Annotated in this window: 16 protein-coding genes and 2 pseudogenes; 4 read left to right on the forward strand and 14 right to left on the reverse strand. The window is 39.6% G+C overall.

Features of this window, described 5'->3' with window-relative positions:
- Positions 1-24: 24 nt before the first annotated feature.
- Together NST39_RS18255 and NST39_RS18260 are read right to left on the reverse strand one after the other, a co-directional pair.
- The gene (locus NST39_RS18255) at positions 25-1,890 is read right to left on the reverse strand and encodes a beta-glucoside-specific PTS transporter subunit IIABC (protein ID WP_340913358.1); all 1,866 of its coding nucleotides are present in this window, start codon (positions 1,888-1,890) and stop codon (positions 25-27) included.
- 186 nt (positions 1,891-2,076) lie between these two features.
- A complete protein-coding gene (locus NST39_RS18260) occupies positions 2,077-2,952 on the reverse strand; it encodes a LysR family transcriptional regulator (protein ID WP_340913360.1) in 876 nt (291 codons plus the stop codon).
- A gap of 151 nt (positions 2,953-3,103) precedes the next feature.
- Between NST39_RS18260 and NST39_RS18265 the strand changes: the two genes are divergently transcribed.
- Together NST39_RS18265 and NST39_RS18270 are read left to right on the forward strand one after the other, a co-directional pair.
- Positions 3,104-3,829, forward strand: a complete 726-nt coding sequence (locus tag NST39_RS18265) for a luciferase domain-containing protein (protein WP_340913362.1) — start codon at positions 3,104-3,106, stop codon at positions 3,827-3,829.
- Positions 3,826-4,701 (forward strand): fumarylacetoacetate hydrolase family protein, encoded by an 876-nt coding sequence (locus NST39_RS18270; protein WP_340913365.1) that lies wholly within the window; start codon positions 3,826-3,828, stop codon positions 4,699-4,701. Before NST39_RS18265 ends, NST39_RS18270 begins: the two co-directional genes overlap by 4 nt.
- Positions 4,702-4,895: 194 nt before the next feature.
- Here NST39_RS18270 and NST39_RS18275 read toward each other — a convergent pair whose 3' ends face one another.
- The 11 genes from NST39_RS18275 to pta all read right to left on the reverse strand — a co-directional run bounded on the left by NST39_RS18275 (position 4,896) and on the right by pta (position 13,873).
- Positions 4,896-5,291, reverse strand: coding sequence for an SMI1/KNR4 family protein (locus tag NST39_RS18275; protein ID WP_340913369.1), 396 nt, complete (start codon positions 5,289-5,291; stop codon positions 4,896-4,898).
- Positions 5,292-5,453: 162 nt separating this feature from the next.
- Entirely contained in the window at positions 5,454-5,897 is a 444-nt protein-coding gene (locus NST39_RS18280; RefSeq protein ID WP_340913372.1) for an SMI1/KNR4 family protein, read from the reverse strand.
- Entirely contained in the window at positions 5,897-7,687 is a 1,791-nt protein-coding gene (locus NST39_RS18285) for a T7SS effector LXG polymorphic toxin (RefSeq protein ID WP_341029678.1), read from the reverse strand. Before NST39_RS18285 ends, NST39_RS18280 begins: the two co-directional genes overlap by 1 nt.
- A gap of 11 nt (positions 7,688-7,698) precedes the next feature.
- Positions 7,699-7,977 (reverse strand): YwqI/YxiC family protein, encoded by a 279-nt coding sequence (locus tag NST39_RS18290; RefSeq protein WP_340962058.1) that lies wholly within the window; start codon positions 7,975-7,977, stop codon positions 7,699-7,701.
- Positions 7,970-8,380 carry a YwqH-like family protein gene (locus NST39_RS18295; RefSeq protein WP_003215158.1) on the reverse strand — a complete coding sequence of 137 codons (411 nt, stop codon included), beginning with the start codon at positions 8,378-8,380 and terminating at the stop codon, positions 7,970-7,972. Before NST39_RS18295 ends, NST39_RS18290 begins: the two co-directional genes overlap by 8 nt.
- A gap of 175 nt (positions 8,381-8,555) precedes the next feature.
- Positions 8,556-8,822: a hypothetical protein gene (locus tag NST39_RS18300; protein WP_003215032.1), complete on the reverse strand. Its 267-nt coding sequence runs from the start codon at positions 8,820-8,822 to the stop codon at positions 8,556-8,558.
- Positions 8,823-8,835: 13 nt separating this feature from the next.
- Complete coding sequence (locus tag NST39_RS18305) at positions 8,836-10,170, reverse strand: TRAP transporter large permease subunit (protein WP_341029682.1); 1,335 nt, start codon at positions 10,168-10,170, stop codon at positions 8,836-8,838.
- A 45-nt stretch (positions 10,171-10,215) separates the two neighbouring features.
- Positions 10,216-11,091 carry a prephenate dehydrogenase/arogenate dehydrogenase family protein gene (locus NST39_RS18310; protein WP_113767830.1) on the reverse strand — a complete coding sequence of 292 codons (876 nt, stop codon included), beginning with the start codon at positions 11,089-11,091 and terminating at the stop codon, positions 10,216-10,218.
- Positions 11,092-11,102: 11 nt separating this feature from the next.
- Complete coding sequence (locus tag NST39_RS18315) at positions 11,103-11,774, reverse strand: RraA family protein (protein WP_113767831.1); 672 nt, start codon at positions 11,772-11,774, stop codon at positions 11,103-11,105.
- 142 nt (positions 11,775-11,916) lie between these two features.
- Complete coding sequence (locus NST39_RS18320; RefSeq protein ID WP_113767832.1) at positions 11,917-12,768, reverse strand: MurR/RpiR family transcriptional regulator; 852 nt, start codon at positions 12,766-12,768, stop codon at positions 11,917-11,919.
- A gap of 133 nt (positions 12,769-12,901) precedes the next feature.
- Positions 12,902-13,873 carry a phosphate acetyltransferase gene (gene pta / locus NST39_RS18325; protein ID WP_003215086.1) on the reverse strand — a complete coding sequence of 324 codons (972 nt, stop codon included), beginning with the start codon at positions 13,871-13,873 and terminating at the stop codon, positions 12,902-12,904.
- A gap of 240 nt (positions 13,874-14,113) precedes the next feature.
- Here pta and hemQ point away from each other — a divergent pair, with 240 nt between their 5' ends.
- Together hemQ and NST39_RS18335 are read left to right on the forward strand one after the other, a co-directional pair.
- Entirely contained in the window at positions 14,114-14,884 is a 771-nt protein-coding gene (gene hemQ / locus NST39_RS18330) for a hydrogen peroxide-dependent heme synthase (protein ID WP_003215092.1), read from the forward strand.
- Positions 14,885-14,951: 67 nt separating this feature from the next.
- Positions 14,952-15,101, forward strand: a pseudogene (locus NST39_RS18335) (MFS transporter); the annotation flags it as partial.
- A 166-nt stretch (positions 15,102-15,267) separates the two neighbouring features.
- Here NST39_RS18335 and NST39_RS18340 read toward each other — a convergent pair.
- Positions 15,268-15,747 (reverse strand): annotated as a pseudogene (locus tag NST39_RS18340) (Lrp/AsnC family transcriptional regulator).
- Positions 15,748-15,784 lie beyond the last annotated feature (37 nt).

Genomic DNA, 15,784 nt, shown 5'->3' on the forward strand with positions numbered 1-15,784 from the left:
TCATCATATGCTCCTTTTTATTATTCAACTCAAGGTCATTACTTCTTCTCCGACCGCTATATTCGTTTTATTGCTGATTCTCATTGTTCTAGAAATCTCTTGACTATTCGTTATAACAATAGGAGTGGTGCTGTCGTATCCTGCTTTGATGATTTCTTCCAAATCAAATTCTAGCAGCACATCACCTTTCTGCACCTCCTGCTCAGGTTTTACCTTAACTGAGAAATGTTTTCCCTGTAAGTTAACCGTCTCAATACCAACATGCATCAATATTTCAGCCCCATTATGACTTCGTAATCCGATGGCATGACCAGTTGGAAAAACTGTTGCAACAACCCCCTCAACAGGCGCATATAGTTTACCTTCAGAAGGAATAATAGCAAATCCATCACCCATAGACTTGGAAGAGAAGACTGGATCATTCACCTTTTCAAGAGAAATTAAACTTCCAGACAGCGGAGCCACAAGTGTTTCCTTTTCTGTACTTTCATGATGACTAGTTGTTTTTGACTCTTTCTGCTGATTCACTTCAGCACGGCCTCCCTGTTCTTCGAAACCAAAAAGAATGGTTAACAGCAAAGAGATAAGGAAAGCAACAGTGATACCGATTAACAGCCCAATGAAACCATCCCCGAAGAATATAGGAAGAGTCATTAAACCTGGAGATGCGGCAGCGATTGCTCTTGATCCAGCAATACCCGTTATAATACCGCCTATTGCACCTCCTATCACGGCAGCAATCATAGGTTTTTTATATTTAAGTGTGAAACCATAAATCGCAGGTTCTGTAATACCAAATAGAGCCGTTAAAGAGGCTGTACCAGCTAACGATTTTTGTTTTTTATCTTTTAATTTAAAAAAGATACCTAAAGCTGCCCCAGCTTGTGCAAAATTTGCCGCAGCTGAAAACACAAAGATTGTTGTTTGACCAGATCGTGCAATATCATTAATTCCAACCGGTACTAAAACTTTGTGAAGTCCAAAAATAACCAGGATCGCCCACGTTCCACCCAAAAAGGCGCCAGCAACAGCAGGGCTTAAGTGATACATAAAGGCATAAGAACTAGATAGTAGGTATCCAAGATAATTACCAACAGGACCAAATACGATCAAAGTGAGAGGAACAATAATGGCTAAACTTAAAGCCGGAACAACTAATATTTTGATTACATCTGGCGTCACTCGCTTTAGGAACTTTTCTAATTTAGAAAGAACCCATATAGCTATAATAATAGGAATAACCGTTGAAGAATAAACACCTGGCAGAACTGGAACTGTAAAAAATGTGATTGATTCCCCACTTGCCATTAATGTTACAAGGTCTGGATATAGTAGAGCTGCTCCGATGATAACAGATATGATCGTATCAGCTTTAAACTTCCTTGATGCCGTAAGCGCTATCACAATTGGTAGAAAATAAAAAACACTGTCTGCTGCTGCATTTAAAATTCTATATGAACCTTCTTGATTATTGAGTACGCCTGTTGTACTAAGAATGACAAGAATTCCTTTAATAATACCTGCTCCAGCTAAAGCCCCTATGATTGGTGTAAATATACCTGAAATAATATCAACAGCTTGATTGAAACGGTTTTTAAATCCTTTTCGTTGTTCTTGATGTGGAGTCGTTTCTTCTTGAAAATCTCCTGTGGTCAATTGATTTAACTCGTCATGTACTTCTGATACTGAACTACCAATCACAACTTGAAATTCTCCGCCCCCCTGAACCACTTGAATGACACCTTCAAGTGAAGATACCTGATCTTTAGAAGCCTTACGATTATCTTTTAAACGTAGTCTCAGCCGGGTGGAACAATGATAAAAGGATTGAATATTTTCCTGACCACCAACTCGTTCTAGTATCTGTGCAGCCAACTTTTTATGATCCATAAAAAGATCCCCTTTACTATTCAAAATGATAAAAATAGTTAATATTACCTAAATAACCCATACTTTCCTATCGATTTCTACCTCTCTTTAGAATCAGAAAGCGTTAACATACATTGATTATAAAAAACTTATTTTTATAAAGAAAATACAATATATGAATAAGCCCATAACCTATAAGTTATGGGCTTATTCACTAAGTTGATTAAATTTACCAATTTCTTTTATACAAAGTTGTACAGATTTTCGGAGAGGTTTATCTTTTGAATAAATAATCCCAATTTTCCTATGAAGCGTAGGGGTAAAGGAGATGGTTTGAAGTGTTTCTGGTAAATATTCAAAGGATTTTCGAGACAGGATGGCAATGCCTAACCCACCTTTCACCATGCTCAAGGCAGTGTTGACACTATCAACAATATGGCTAATGTTCAGTTCTAAGTGATGCTGCCGAAATGCTTCAATCGTTGATTTTTCAAATCCATGACCACAAAGTATGATTTGCTCATCAACTACTTCTTCCATTTTCACTTCCTCACCTTCTTCCAAAGGATGAGGAGTGGGAGCAACAATCACCATCTCTTCTTCGAATAGAAAGATCGATTGATGGTCTTCTTCAGTGATGATGGTGATTCCAAAATCAACAGAACCATCCATAACCAATTCTTTTATTTTATTAACACTGCCTTCTGTAAAAGACAATTGAATGGATGGGTCATGCTCTTTAAAATACGAAATTAATTTTGGCATATATACGGAGGTGATACTTGGGAAACCACTAATATGTATCACGTCGGCTTTATTTTCGGTGAACAATCTCACTTCATGTTCAATGGACTCATATTGTTTAATCAATTCTTTTGCGTAGGGAACGACTTTCCTGCCTATTTCAGTGATTTCGAGCCCCTTCTTCTTATCTCTTATAAATAAAGAAACACCAAGGGTTCGCTCAAGACCAGAAATCGCATGACTGACTGCAGGCTGACTTATATGTAGGATTTCACTAGCTTTTGTGAAATTTTTCTCTTCCACTACCTTAAGAAAGATATATAATTGCGTGATTGTCATATATGATCACCTCTGTCCCCTAATTTATTAAGATCATAACATATCAGTTATGGAATAATAATAAAGATTCATTTCTCAAGCCATTTTATTCCCATTATAATTCAACTTATCTTTAATTAATACGCCGTGATAAAAACATGGAGGTGTTGTGTTGCTTAAATCTTTTTTTAAATACGTTCCTTTGATAATTGGTGTAACCTTATTAGGAAAGAAAGATTACGAAGAGTGGAAAAAGCTTGGAAAAGGTGGAGTTCCTTATAACGTTTATGGTTGGTTGCTAGTAACTTACTACCGCTTTTATAAACGGAACCCTATCAAAACAGATATCTATAATGACAGATTGAATACTAGAGAAGATTCTGTTCGTTTAGGTGAAGTAGAAAAGCGCAAAGGCCCTCGTCCAAAAATCGGGAAACATCCTGTACCACATAGACAATTGGACCAATTGGACAGCGAACCAGGAACAAGGGAACTGCTTGATGAAGTATTTAATGAATATGTTCAATCACATACTCAATGTGTTCACTATGAGAAAAGTTTCTTTGAAAAAAGAAATGATGCGATTACACTCATTAACAAAAATGCTGGGGTAACACTTGCCAAGGAAACCGAAGGAGAAATTGCACACATACATCCTTCTGACGGATCTATGCATATGGTGTTCAGTCCAAGTGATGCAAAAAAAGTAATCGAACAAGGCTGGGGAGAACGTCATCCTCTAGCAGGGGTTAAATTAAATCTGCCAGATACTTATCTCATGATATATACCCCTCGTAACAAATCAGAAGTGTTAGTGGTCAAACAACTATTAAATGCTGCGGTTGCTCATATGTCTGCTGGATGTACTTGCAGTACAAATAAGGAGGAAATTAAATGAAACTAGGTCATTTTATAAAAAATAATGAACGATTCATTGGCTACAAATCAGAAGATGGGATTATAAATGTAAATGAAGCTGCAAAACAAAAAGGTCTTCCGCTTCCAGAGTCAATTGATACATTAATTCGCTCTGGTGAACAAGGCAGAGAACAACTTCATCATGTTCTTGAAGCAATTAGTGACCCATCTCTCTATCTTGTAAAAGAACAGGACATTACATTTGATTCAGTAGTCATCAACCCTGAAAAAATTCTATGTGTCGGCCTAAACTACATGCCTCACGTGGAAGAAGCAGATATGGCGATTCCAGACTCTCCAGTTCTGTTTAGCAAATTTAACAATACGTTAGCGGGACATCAACAAGAGATTCCACTGCCTAAAACTGCTGAGAAATATGACTATGAAGCAGAATTGGTGATGATTGTTGGTAAAGAAGCTCGGGATGTCTCAGAAGAAGAAGCGCTGTCATATATTTATGGATATTGTGTCGGTAATGATGTATCTGCACGCGACCTTCAAATGAAATCTGGTCAATGGCTTCTTGGAAAAACACTTGACGCATTTGCACCGATCGGTCCTTATCTGGTGACAAGTGATGAGGTAGACCCAACAAATCTATCAATTGAATGCAAAATTAATGGTGAAGTGAGACAATCAAGTAATACAAAAAATATGATTTTCAGCTGTGCCACTCTCATTAGCTACATTTCTAAGTATATGACGCTTAAACCAGGGGATGTTATTTTCTCAGGTACGCCAGAGGGTGTTATCTTGGGATATACACCTGATAAACAGAATTGGCTTAAAGCTGGAGATGAAATGGAAGTAACAATTGGACAAATTGGACAGTTAAAAAATAAATTAGTTTGATGTGTGCAGGTGGCCTAGAAATGTCTAAGGCCACCTTTTACAATTTGATAAAAAGCTATATGACATGAAAAGTCACATAGCCGCCCACCATCTTCAATATACTATCTCCAATTCAGATCAAAACAGAAGGTCTCACAACCCCGAGACAGGAATTGGTTCATGAGCTCCAGACAATACGCTCACTCTCCTGTTGATTAAGCTTCAACGATACCCCCTTCACTCATCCACGTCAGCAAGTCTTCAGTGATTAACTCTGCATGCTGAGGGACCATTACACCAGCATCTACAACCCACACGAGTTTCTCTTCTTTGGTCTGACGCATGAGAAATACTTGCCCTCCACCATCGTCGCCAATCGCTATATAGCCTCCTGCATACCGTTGAACCTCCCACGTTGCATTGCGTTCCGTAATGTCCTCAGTGCCGTATAGTAGAACATCGCCACCAATGGAACATCCATTTGTCTGTTTCAGCAAGTTTTTATAAGCATCGGGTAGCACCATGTTTAGTTGGGATTCTGCCTTTTTGATGTTTATATCAGTTTCTGGATTGTTGATGATTAGGCCTGGGATTTGGGGTAAATCGACCATTTGGATCCTCCTAGATAAGTGCTATGTTTATGAAGTTTTGCTTTATCTTTAGATTTACTTAACAGGTCACTCAATCCACAATTATATTCCAATTTATGAATTTCCCCTTGTCCAATTCTCATATATTAGTTGATCGAAGGCAAAGTAAATCTTGAAAGGCTTTTAATAGTCTGCTAGTAAATCTAGATAATATTTATCATCCTCTTGTATTTTGGTTAAAAACTCCTCTAAAGAATTAGCAATTTGTATATCATAATAATATATTGCGCTTCTATCCTTTTCATTCAATTCAATTGACATTAAAGCTGTCTCATTTGCTTCAAAAAAGATTAATTTGTTATTCTCAAATTCATCATAGATTTCAATGTCAGGATAGAATTCAAAATCATTAGCCCTTAATCGAAAGTCTCTTACAGAATAAGGGTCCATAATGCGATTAGTGTTAAACTCAGACCCATTAATAAAACCGTAACCTACCTCTATATAAAAACTAATTAACTCCTTAGGAAACTTTAAATCAAGTTCCTTTTCAACATCTAAGATTTCTTTTTCAGTTACTAAAAAAAAACTATTTTCTTCGTTTTTCTTAATAATTTCATATCCCATTATTTTTTAACTCCTTTAAATAATGTATTTGCTGGTGAACCTGCTCCATGTATACCTGCTTGATGCTCATTTGGAAATTTTGCAGGATGCATATTCCACCACTCATGCTCTCCTCCAAAAGTATTTTCAATTATATGGTGAGCATCATACTTATCTCCTTTTTTTCTAATTACTTTACCAGTTTTTCCTGAAATAATATTTTCATTATACACTGGCCACTTTTGTCCAGTATTTCTTTCCCACTCTTTGATTACTTTATTTTTCACACTATCAAATTTCGCCCGATGCTTAGCCGTTTCTATGGGTGACATTTTGCTATACTCTTTATTTCTTAATGCTGCTTTCAAATTATCTATTTGGTTTTTAGGTAACTCTCTACCTGTTCGTCCTTCTATATCTCTAACATATTTTTTTATTGTATCAGAATCTATCTTACTCCCTGTACTAGTAGTAATCCTCTTCACCGCACTCTTCCCTTGATCTATCTTAAAGACATATTTCCCTACCTTCACTATTTTCGCGATTGGGATAATTGAAGCTGCGGACAGAGCTTGTTCTGTTCTGCTGATGTTTTGGCTGGTTTCGGGGTCTTTGCCGGTTACGGCTCGATAACCGTCGTAGATTCCGCTGTATTCTAGGATGATGTTTTCGGTTGTTGAGACAACTTCACCGTCTAATATGCGCTTCGCGTTGCCTCGGCTCCGGCTTTCTGGGATTTTGTCTACTTCTTCTATTCTTACTTCACCGTTTGCGATATACGTTCGGATGATTTGTTTATTGGCGTAAACGGTGTATCGGCCGCCAATAAAATCAATATCGGATGAGTCGGTGACAACTTCATCTGCGATATCGAATTCTTTTAATTTTTTAATGCCTTTGACGTTGTATAGTTTACCATTTATGACCCTGATGTCTCTATGAATCTTGTTTTTCCCGTTCACGGCTTCCCTTTGCAATGTCGTAAGGGATAGGTCGTTGACTGTGACTTGTTTGTTGATGTATTTATGTGTGTCATCCCGAACAACCGTCTCCACATCCGTCTGTTCTTTCTCTCTCAGCTTCTTCAGCATGATCATCATCGGATTATTGTCTTTCGGGTTGTCTATTTTGTCATTTAATCCACCGACGGTGCTGCTTATTTTTTCTTCTTTTCCATTTTTGAAAATAGACCCTTTTTGATAGGTGGTGATGTCGATTTTCGGGCCGGTGAACATGGTGCTTAACGTGTTGATGAATTGCTTCATTGTTTGAAGGGAGCTTTTTGTTTCTTGCAAAGCGCTTGTCTGCTCTCGGTCAAATGCATGAAGCAGTCCAATGGTTCTTGAGGTCTCGAGCCAGGCTTTTTGATAGCTCTGCTGAAAAGCTGATTCGTCTACATTTGGCAAATGAACAATATGACCAATTCTGCCGATGGCATGGTTTACATCCGTTACAATCTCAGATATCGTGCGCTCGGCTTTTTTTAGTCCTTGATCTAGTTCGTGTTCAATAAATGATTGTGAGATCAAGCCGTGCTGGTTTGGTTCAAGAGCATGAAGCGCCTGTTTTGTGCTTTTCAGCGCAGTGCTGTATTCCTCAATGATGACCTGAAAGAATTGCAGGAAGGGAATATGACATTCTGTATAAAAGGAGCGGATGGCTTGTCCCGCCTCTCCCTTTAGTGCGCCATCAAGTGAGATGATCTGATGGATTTGTTTTTCTATGGAGCTGATTTGTTGTGATTGCTGCTTTAATGTATTCAGCGTTTGGTCCATTCCGTTTATTAGCGCAAAAGCGTCAAGGGTTTTCATTGCGTTCTCCTTTATTTTCTTTTACTGCTGGAGGCAAGCGCCTTGTCCGTTTCGATCATGGTGTTCACCGCTTGTTCTGTTTGTACAAGCTGTTTCTGAAGAATGCCTATGTAGGATGTACTTAATTCGTTCAACTGTTGATTGATTTTTTCTAATGTGTCTGCTTCTATGAGCTGGTTTCTCCCTTTGATGGATGTTGGAAGTTTTGCATTCATTTGAGCGCCTGATTGTTTTGCATGTTGTAAAACTCGTTTGATTTCACTGGCATCTATTTTGATTTCTCTACTCATGTGACTTCCCTCTTTTTTCTTCCAATTGTTTCTGCTTTTCTTTCTCTATTTTTCTTTCAACGGAATGGATCTCATGTTCTAACGAATGGATTTCCGATTTTAGGTCACTGATTTTCTCATCAATTCGATTCACTAGATTGGTCAGCTGTACACCTTTAATCTCTTGACTGGCGGATGCCATCTCGTCTCGAATGTCATCAAACGTATCTGCAAGATGGCCAAACCATGTATGTGATGTCAGATCTGGATGAGTGATTTTTTTACCAGCATCTGCCAGAGTCGATTTTGCTTCTTTTATTTCTTTTCGACACATGCTCAGTTCTATGATTTGTTCTTTTTTTATGGATATGTCTGCCTTTAACGAATACAAGGCTGTTGTATAACCGATGATAGCTCCAGACATCGTCAAACACCTCTATTCCTTAAATAGTCCTCCGTTATGTTACCATTTCCTAGCACAAGAGGCATATGATTGAAAACGAATTCAACGAAAAATGAATCGTACGTATTGGGTTTTTATACCTATTTCACACGCGCAAAAAAAGCTGAATTCACCAACTGAATCCAGCTTTTGACGCTTATTTGATCGAATCACCAGCTGATGCTGATGGTTGATCGCTAAATGACGTGTCTTTCTTTTCAGAAATATAATGAAGAGAGAAACCAACAAGACTAAAAAAAGCGCTTAATACCAGTGTAGGATTTTTAAATAGGTTCGTACTTGCTATGATCAAATCTCCATTTTGCAAGAGAATCCCTAGTATTTGACCGAATACCAACAGGGTACCTGACGTTAAGAAAAGGACAAGCAGCACTTTAAATAAAAATTCCATCAATGCTCTCATGTGTTTCTCCTTTCTATACTGGAAGTATGCCCATTCCGATGAGCCAGCCAATTCCTACAATCGGCAGCATATAGTAAAGAATGAGCGGTATAAATGTTTTCTCCGGCCGGGCTCCTGCAAGACCAGAAGCGATGAAAATTGACCCAGATGCCGGCGGGGAAGCGCCTTCTGTTGATGAAAAAGCAAGAATGGCGACAACAGCGACAACAGGGTCTACTCCGACTGAGATTAAAGCTGAAAATGAGACAAGCCCAACAGCTGTTAATGTGGCAGTTGAAGATAATGGTCCAGCCACCAGCGTGACAAGAACACCAACAATGAGCACCATGAGCCACTTCGGAATGGCAAGTACTGACGTGATTTGCGTCAAATCTTCTGCGAGTCCTAATTCAGCAAGCACCTGACTAGCAGCAACAGCAAACAGCATCAAGGCACCGATCGTTGTAAACTTAGGAATGGCCGATTTGAAAAACTTAGACCAATCTAAAGCAAACGCCTTTTTTCTTCCAATTGTAAAACTAATCAGCATCATGAGAATCGGAATCCACGTAATTAAAGAAATTTGATCCATTGCCTCTGGTCCAATGTTTGGATTACTTTTTAAGTAGTTTGCCAGCGGACCAATTGTGATGATGATAGGGATCAAGGCACCGAAAAAAATAAAAATCGATTTCCATCCCTGTTTCACAGCTTCTCTAAAGGGAACAATATCATCTGGCGGCATCGCTTGGATTTTATTCTTTTTCACCATAATATACACCAAAATAAACCGGTATACGACTTGATACAGTCCTCCTATTAAAAGAGCAATATATAAATCACCTTCAGAGACAAGAGCTGCAACTGGTGCAAAGCCCAGCATGATAAACATGGAAGAGTTTGGCGGCAGCGCGGCTCCAAGTCCGCCATTTCCGGCTAGAATCGTGGCCGTATGGGTTCGGCTCCATCCTGATTTAATCATCCAAGAAGCCGTAATAGAGCCAGTGGCAGCTGTGTTTGCAGAATTTGAACCTGAAAGAGCACCTAAGACTGCTGAACCTAACGTACTCATATAAGCCGCTCCCCCAGGAAGCTTGCCGACAACCGAATTCAGGATGCGCAAGAGTGCGTGAATTAATTCCAGCTTTTCGATTAAATAGGCCATGAACACAAACGCAACGGCTGCATAAAGCACCTCATATGTGGATGCAAATTTTAAACCATCCCAGAAAAGTCTTAATGCATCCATTCCGCCAAACAAAGTGGTTGCAATAAAGCCTAATAGCATGGCTTCTCCCATATTTCGTTTCACGATGACATTCCATATAATGATGACGGCTATGAATACAATCAATGCAATAAAACCCATGTCGTTTCTTCGCCTCCCCTTATTTTAATAAAGCGCTTACAAACATCACCCTTGCTGCATCACGTCAATGACTTCTTCCCAGCTGGCTGGTTTTTCCCCATTAAACCGTTCAACGAATTGAAAGTCTGCTAATCTCTCTAGCTTCTGTTGTGCTGCCCGGGACATGCTCGCATCAATATGAGCTGAATCCAGCATTTCAATAGAGCCAAGTAGTTCGACCGCTCGTCTTTTTGCATGTAATGCACTTCCTGTCACAAGACGATTCATCGTCTCTTCAAAACTTTTGCTGTCCAGCGTTTCGCTTAGTGAAGAAATCACTTGATCTTCGACATTATATTTTTTAGAAATTTCCAAAAATTCAATGAGTAAACCGACAATCCCTTTCATATAAATGCTTCTTATTAACTTTAAGGCTGAGGCATCTCCTGGCTGATCACTGATTTTTGTAATATTCATACCGTATTCTTTCGTTAATTCAATGAATCGATCTGTTCCACTGCCGCTAGCAGTGATTGGAACCTTGTGTTTGTTAACTGGAAGAGATCCTAGCATGGCAACATCTACAAATAGAGCTTCTTGCTTTTCAATTTCGTTTGCCACTTGTTTTTTGATATCTGGAGTTGATGCCGACACATCCACATATACTTGATTTTTTTTCAAACTATCTAATACGGATTGAGCCACTTCTAAGGTTTTATTCGCTGGCACAGCCGCAATAACAATATCAGATTTTCCAATGACTTCACTCACATTACTTGTTAATTCGACGCCTGTGCGGGCTGCTTTTTCTTTCATTGTTCCAGCAAGTTTCTCATTCTGTAATAGTACATCATACGCATAAAAATGATCTAATCCTTCTGTTTTCAATCCCGTTGACAGCTCATATGCAGCTTCCCCATAACCGATAAAGCCTATCTTCATCACAGATTCCCCTATCCCTGGAATTTTTTCATTCTGCCCTCTAGCCATGCAGGCGCTAAGAGACTGATATCCTGCTTTCCTTCGCTCATATAATGTTGAATGGTCTTTAATCTGTGGTTTTCATACGCTAGTTTCTCTTCAGCTAGTGACAGCATCTCTTCTGCTTTCTCTTTCGGGACAATCACTACTCCATCATCATCTGCAACGACCAAGTCACCTGGTGATACTTTGACCCCTCCACACGAGATGATTTCATTCAATTCACCAGGACCATCCTTAAAAGGTCCATTCGGCGTGAACCCCTTACTATAGATTGGAAAAGCTAATTCCTCTAAAGCGACTTTATCTCGGACAAGACCGTCGATCACGATTCCTTCTATTCCAACAGCTTTTGCTGAACTAGCCATCAATTCTCCTAAATATGCGTGACCCCTATGATCTTTCCCATCAACGATGAGTACATCGCCTACTTGTGCAGAATAAATCGCTTGGTGAAGAAACAGATTATCTCCTGGCCGTAAGCTCACGGTAAAAGCTGTGCCGACTACATTCATGCCTCTCGCAACTGGTTTGATTTGATGATCCATCGCGCCGGTGCATCCCATCACGTCTGACAGCAAGGTCGAGTTAAGCTTTCTTGCCCTAGCTATAAGATCATTTGACACGAAATGAACAGTACTCATTGTTTCCATCATCCCCTTTGAGTTATATTCATTACATTTAATTTATTTAAAGTAATATACATTACTTTTGTGATATGATCATACCATCTCATTTTTAATTAGTAAAGCGCTTTCAAAAAATAAAAAATGAGTCCCCACACGACTATTGTGTTGTGTGATAACTCATTTTCGTTAACATATGATTGATTTGATCTAAACGTGGTTTTGTTCTTTCAGGATCATTCATCGCTAATGCACTTAAGATGAAATCGACGATAAAGATAGCAGATACGACAGAGTTATGAGAGCCTACACTTGCTGAGGAACACGGTAATACATATTGTGCATATTTAGTTAGTGGAGAGCTGTAGCTGTCTGTAATTAAAAGGACTTCCACCCCATAAGACTTTGCTGCTTCCATCAAATCCTTCATACGCTTTGCATAACGCGGATAGCTGACCGCTATAATGAAATCACTCGAGTTGAAATGAACCAAATCATCCACCCAGTCACTTTGATCTGCATCAATATACTGGCAATTCCCCAATAGCCGATTGATTCCTAACGACATGTATTCGCCAACAGGTCTTCCACTTCGGACACTTGTACACAAAACGTGGCGCGCATTGGCTATTTTCCCAACAATTTGCTGAAAGGTTTCTTCCGTGATATTGTCCAATGCGTACTGGATATTTTGAAATTGCAATTCTACATGGTTATGCAGGAGCTTACTCTTATTTGAATGCTTGAGATTCGCCTCAAGTCTTGTTTGAGGGTCAGCTTTATGCTTCATCGCTGATTGAAGCTCTTTTTGAAACTCAGAAAAACCAGAATACCCCACAGCAGCAGAGAAGCGCATGATGGTTGCTGTACTCGTCCCGACTTTTGACGCCAATTTATCGACAGTTAAAAAAGCGACCTCCATTGGATGTTGTACGATATAATCTGCAATTCTCCTCTGTGCATCGGTTAAAAAAGCGACCTTATGCTGAAGCTTATGTATTAAATCCTCCATTTTAGCACCTGCCCATCCTATCGGCTTTATCTACGATCAGATTGTTTTCTTTCTATATTGTACACATTTGTCCAAAATAAAAAAACAGCCAGCACGAATCTATCGCGCTGACTGCTTTAGCCGAGATGCTATTTTATAGTGCTTGAGCTGCTGTGATAAGTGCAAGGTTGTAAACGTCTTCAGCATTACAGCCTCTTGAAAGGTCATTTACTGGTTGGTTTAAGCCTTGCAAGATTGGACCTACAGCTTCAAAGTTACCTAAGCGCTGTGCAATTTTGTAGCCGATGTTTCCAGCTTCTAGGCTAGGGAAAACAAATACGCTAGCATCGCCTTTAATGACGGAATCTGGTGCTTTTTTCGCTGCTACTGAAGGAACGAAAGCTGCATCGAATTGGAATTCTCCATCAAGTACAAGCTCAGGTGCCTTTTCTTTTGCAATACGAACTGCTTCAGAAACTTTTTCTGTTTCATCTGATTTTGCTGAGCCTTTAGTAGAGAAGCTAAGCATTGCCACACGTGGTTCGATGTCGAACATTTTGGCTGTGTTTGCACTTTCGATCGCAATTTCAGCTAGATCTTGGCTATCTGGTGCAATGTTGATTGCACAATCAGCAAACACATATTGCTCTTCGCCACGAGCCATGATGAAGACGCCAGATGTTTTCTTTACGCCTTCTTTTGTTTTAATGATTTGAAGTGCTGGTCGTACTGTGTCAGCAGTTGAGTGTGCTGCACCGCTCACAAGTCCGTCTGCAAGACCTTTGTACACAAGCATCGTACCGAAGTAGTTTTCATCTAGTAATGCTTTTCTTGCTTGCTCTTCTGTTGCTTTGCCTTTACGTCTTTCTACGAAAGCTTGTACAAGCTCTTCAAAACCTTCATATGTATGAGGATCATACACGTCAACACCATCAAGTGTAAGACCTAATTCTTTTGCTTTTGCTTCAACTTCTTGTGTTTTACCTACAACAATTGGCTGCAAGACTTTGCCATCTGCTAGTTTTTGAACGGCTGTTAGAATGCGTTCGTCCATTCCCTCAGGAAAAACGATCTTGACTCCTTTACCTGCAACCTTTTCCTGAACTGTTGAAAAAATATCTGCCACTTATATACCCTCCTTGATTTTACAAAAAAAGCGTTCTCTTTTAAGCATACTCTTCTTCTACTTAAATTCAAACTACCAACTTACATTATAGCGCTTACAAATTAAATTCTTATTTTTCAAACTAATTTAATCAATTTCCATAAAAGCTGACTTCGTCGTTCAAGTTTTGATCACATCTTCATTTGGACAAACTATGTTATAGTTGGAACAGATGGAAAACTGTAAATAGGAGTGAAATAAATGAGCGAACAACATACAACCAATGAAGCAGCTCAAACACTAGACGGCTGGTATGCACTGCATGATTTTAGAACCTTTGACTGGACAGCTTGGAAGCTGCTGACAAGTGATGAGCGCCAAGCGATTCTTCATGAATTCACAGGTCTATTAGAAAAATGGAAAACAGCTGAGCACGATAAGGCTGGAAGCCAAACAATCTATAGTATTGTCGGCCAAAAAGCAGATATTATGCTCATGATTTTGCGTCCAACCATGGAAGAACTGGGTGAAATTGAACTTGAATTCAACAAGACACGACTAGCAGAATTTACGATCCCAGCTTATTCGTACGTTTCAGTTGTTGAACTCAGCAACTACTTAGCAGGAGGCGGAGATGGCGGAGATCCTTACGAGAACCCGCATGTACGTGCGCGTCTATACCCAGAGCTCCCTTCTTCTCAATACGTATGCTTCTATCCAATGGATAAAAGACGTTCCGGCAATGACAACTGGTACATGCTCTCTATGGATGAGCGTAAATCACTCATGAGAAGCCATGGCTTAATCGGCCGCAGCTATGCTGGTAAAGTAAAGCAGATCATTACAGGCTCCGTCGGTTTTGATGATTATGAGTGGGGCGTCACTCTTTTCTCTGACGATGTGCTTCAATTCAAAAAATTGGTTTATGAAATGCGCTTTGATGAAGTCAGTGCACGCTACGGCGAATTTGGTTCCTTCTTTGTCGGAAACCGATTAGCAAACGAGCAGCTGGCGTCTTATTTTCATGTATGATAAACTCTTAAGGCTTCGGATCTTTCCGAGGCCTTTTTATGTATTTTTTTAGAAGGGTGATCACATCATGAAAAACTTCCCTATCGCTATTTTTGCTTTAACGCTCGGTGCGTTTTCGATTGGCATGACTGAATGTGTCATTATGGGACTTTTGCCAAACGTTGCTAACGACCTTCATGTATCTATCTCTACTTCAGGGCAGCTGATTACTGGATATATGCACTTGATTGTCTTCTTTTCAGCGTGATAGAAAACCTTTGAAGTCTAGGAAGGGCAGCTACTTTTGCGGAGCGAATTGAACATTCGTGAGCACCAGCGCGCAGACCTGACAACGAATGCGAGGGTTTGTCTACACGCTGAAAGGACCTGAGACAGGTCCTTTTTTATTTCACCACGGTCACTTCTGGCTCTTCTATTGGTTTCACACGTTCCTGAATGGGATGAGAAAAAGAGTACTCTGACAAGACAATATGATATACGGTTTTTGTAAATCCAGACACTGCTTGAATAAAGGCTTCAATTTCTTCAAGGGAAGCGACTGACAACTTAATGAAAAAGCATGACTGCCCTGCCACTCGATAAGCAAAAAAAGCGCGTGGGTGCTGATTCATAAAAGCCACAAAACGTTGATACTCCCCGTTTAGCACTGTGACTTCCAGCAGGCAGTCAATCATAAGCCCTAATTTTTTATAGTTAACCTGAACCGATTACCCTTCGATAATCCCTGCATCTTCTAATTTACGCACTCGTTCTGCTACCGCAGGTGCGGATAAATTGACTCGTTTGGACAATTCCCTCATAGATAAGCGGGCATCTTCTTTCAATTCATTTAAAATATGCACATCAACATCGATGATTTTCATTCGTACCTCTCCTATCCAAAAATCGTTCCATTTGAAA

Origin of the sequence: Bacillus sp. FSL W8-0645 (assembly GCF_038007905.1) — a bacterium.
In the GTDB taxonomy this organism is placed as follows: Bacteria; Bacillota; Bacilli; order Bacillales; family Bacillaceae; genus Bacillus; species Bacillus pumilus.

Excerpts from the sequence above, each read along its gene's own strand:
- NST39_RS18255 (WP_340913358.1), bottom strand. The coding sequence starts at position 1,890 with ATGGATCATAAAAAGTTGGCTGCACAGATACTAGAACGAGTTGGTGGT.
- NST39_RS18260 (WP_340913360.1), bottom strand. The coding sequence starts at position 2,952 with ATGACAATCACGCAATTATATATCTTTCTTAAGGTAGTGGAAGAGAAA.
- NST39_RS18270 (WP_340913365.1), top strand. The coding sequence starts at position 3,826 with ATGAAACTAGGTCATTTTATAAAAAATAATGAACGATTCATTGGCTAC.
- NST39_RS18275 (WP_340913369.1), bottom strand. The coding sequence starts at position 5,291 with ATGGTCGATTTACCCCAAATCCCAGGCCTAATCATCAACAATCCAGAA.
- NST39_RS18280 (WP_340913372.1), bottom strand. The coding sequence starts at position 5,897 with ATGGGATATGAAATTATTAAGAAAAACGAAGAAAATAGTTTTTTTTTA.
- NST39_RS18285 (WP_341029678.1), bottom strand. The coding sequence starts at position 7,687 with ATGAAAACCCTTGACGCTTTTGCGCTAATAAACGGAATGGACCAAACG.
- NST39_RS18290 (WP_340962058.1), bottom strand. The coding sequence starts at position 7,977 with ATGAGTAGAGAAATCAAAATAGATGCCAGTGAAATCAAACGAGTTTTA.
- NST39_RS18295 (WP_003215158.1), bottom strand. The coding sequence starts at position 8,380 with ATGTCTGGAGCTATCATCGGTTATACAACAGCCTTGTATTCGTTAAAG.
- NST39_RS18300 (WP_003215032.1), bottom strand. The coding sequence starts at position 8,822 with ATGAGAGCATTGATGGAATTTTTATTTAAAGTGCTGCTTGTCCTTTTC.
- NST39_RS18305 (WP_341029682.1), bottom strand. The coding sequence starts at position 10,170 with ATGGGTTTTATTGCATTGATTGTATTCATAGCCGTCATCATTATATGG.
- NST39_RS18310 (WP_113767830.1), bottom strand. The coding sequence starts at position 11,091 with ATGAAGATAGGCTTTATCGGTTATGGGGAAGCTGCATATGAGCTGTCA.
- NST39_RS18315 (WP_113767831.1), bottom strand. The coding sequence starts at position 11,774 with ATGAGTACTGTTCATTTCGTGTCAAATGATCTTATAGCTAGGGCAAGA.
- NST39_RS18320 (WP_113767832.1), bottom strand. The coding sequence starts at position 12,768 with ATGGAGGATTTAATACATAAGCTTCAGCATAAGGTCGCTTTTTTAACC.
- hemQ (WP_003215092.1), top strand. The coding sequence starts at position 14,114 with ATGAGCGAACAACATACAACCAATGAAGCAGCTCAAACACTAGACGGC.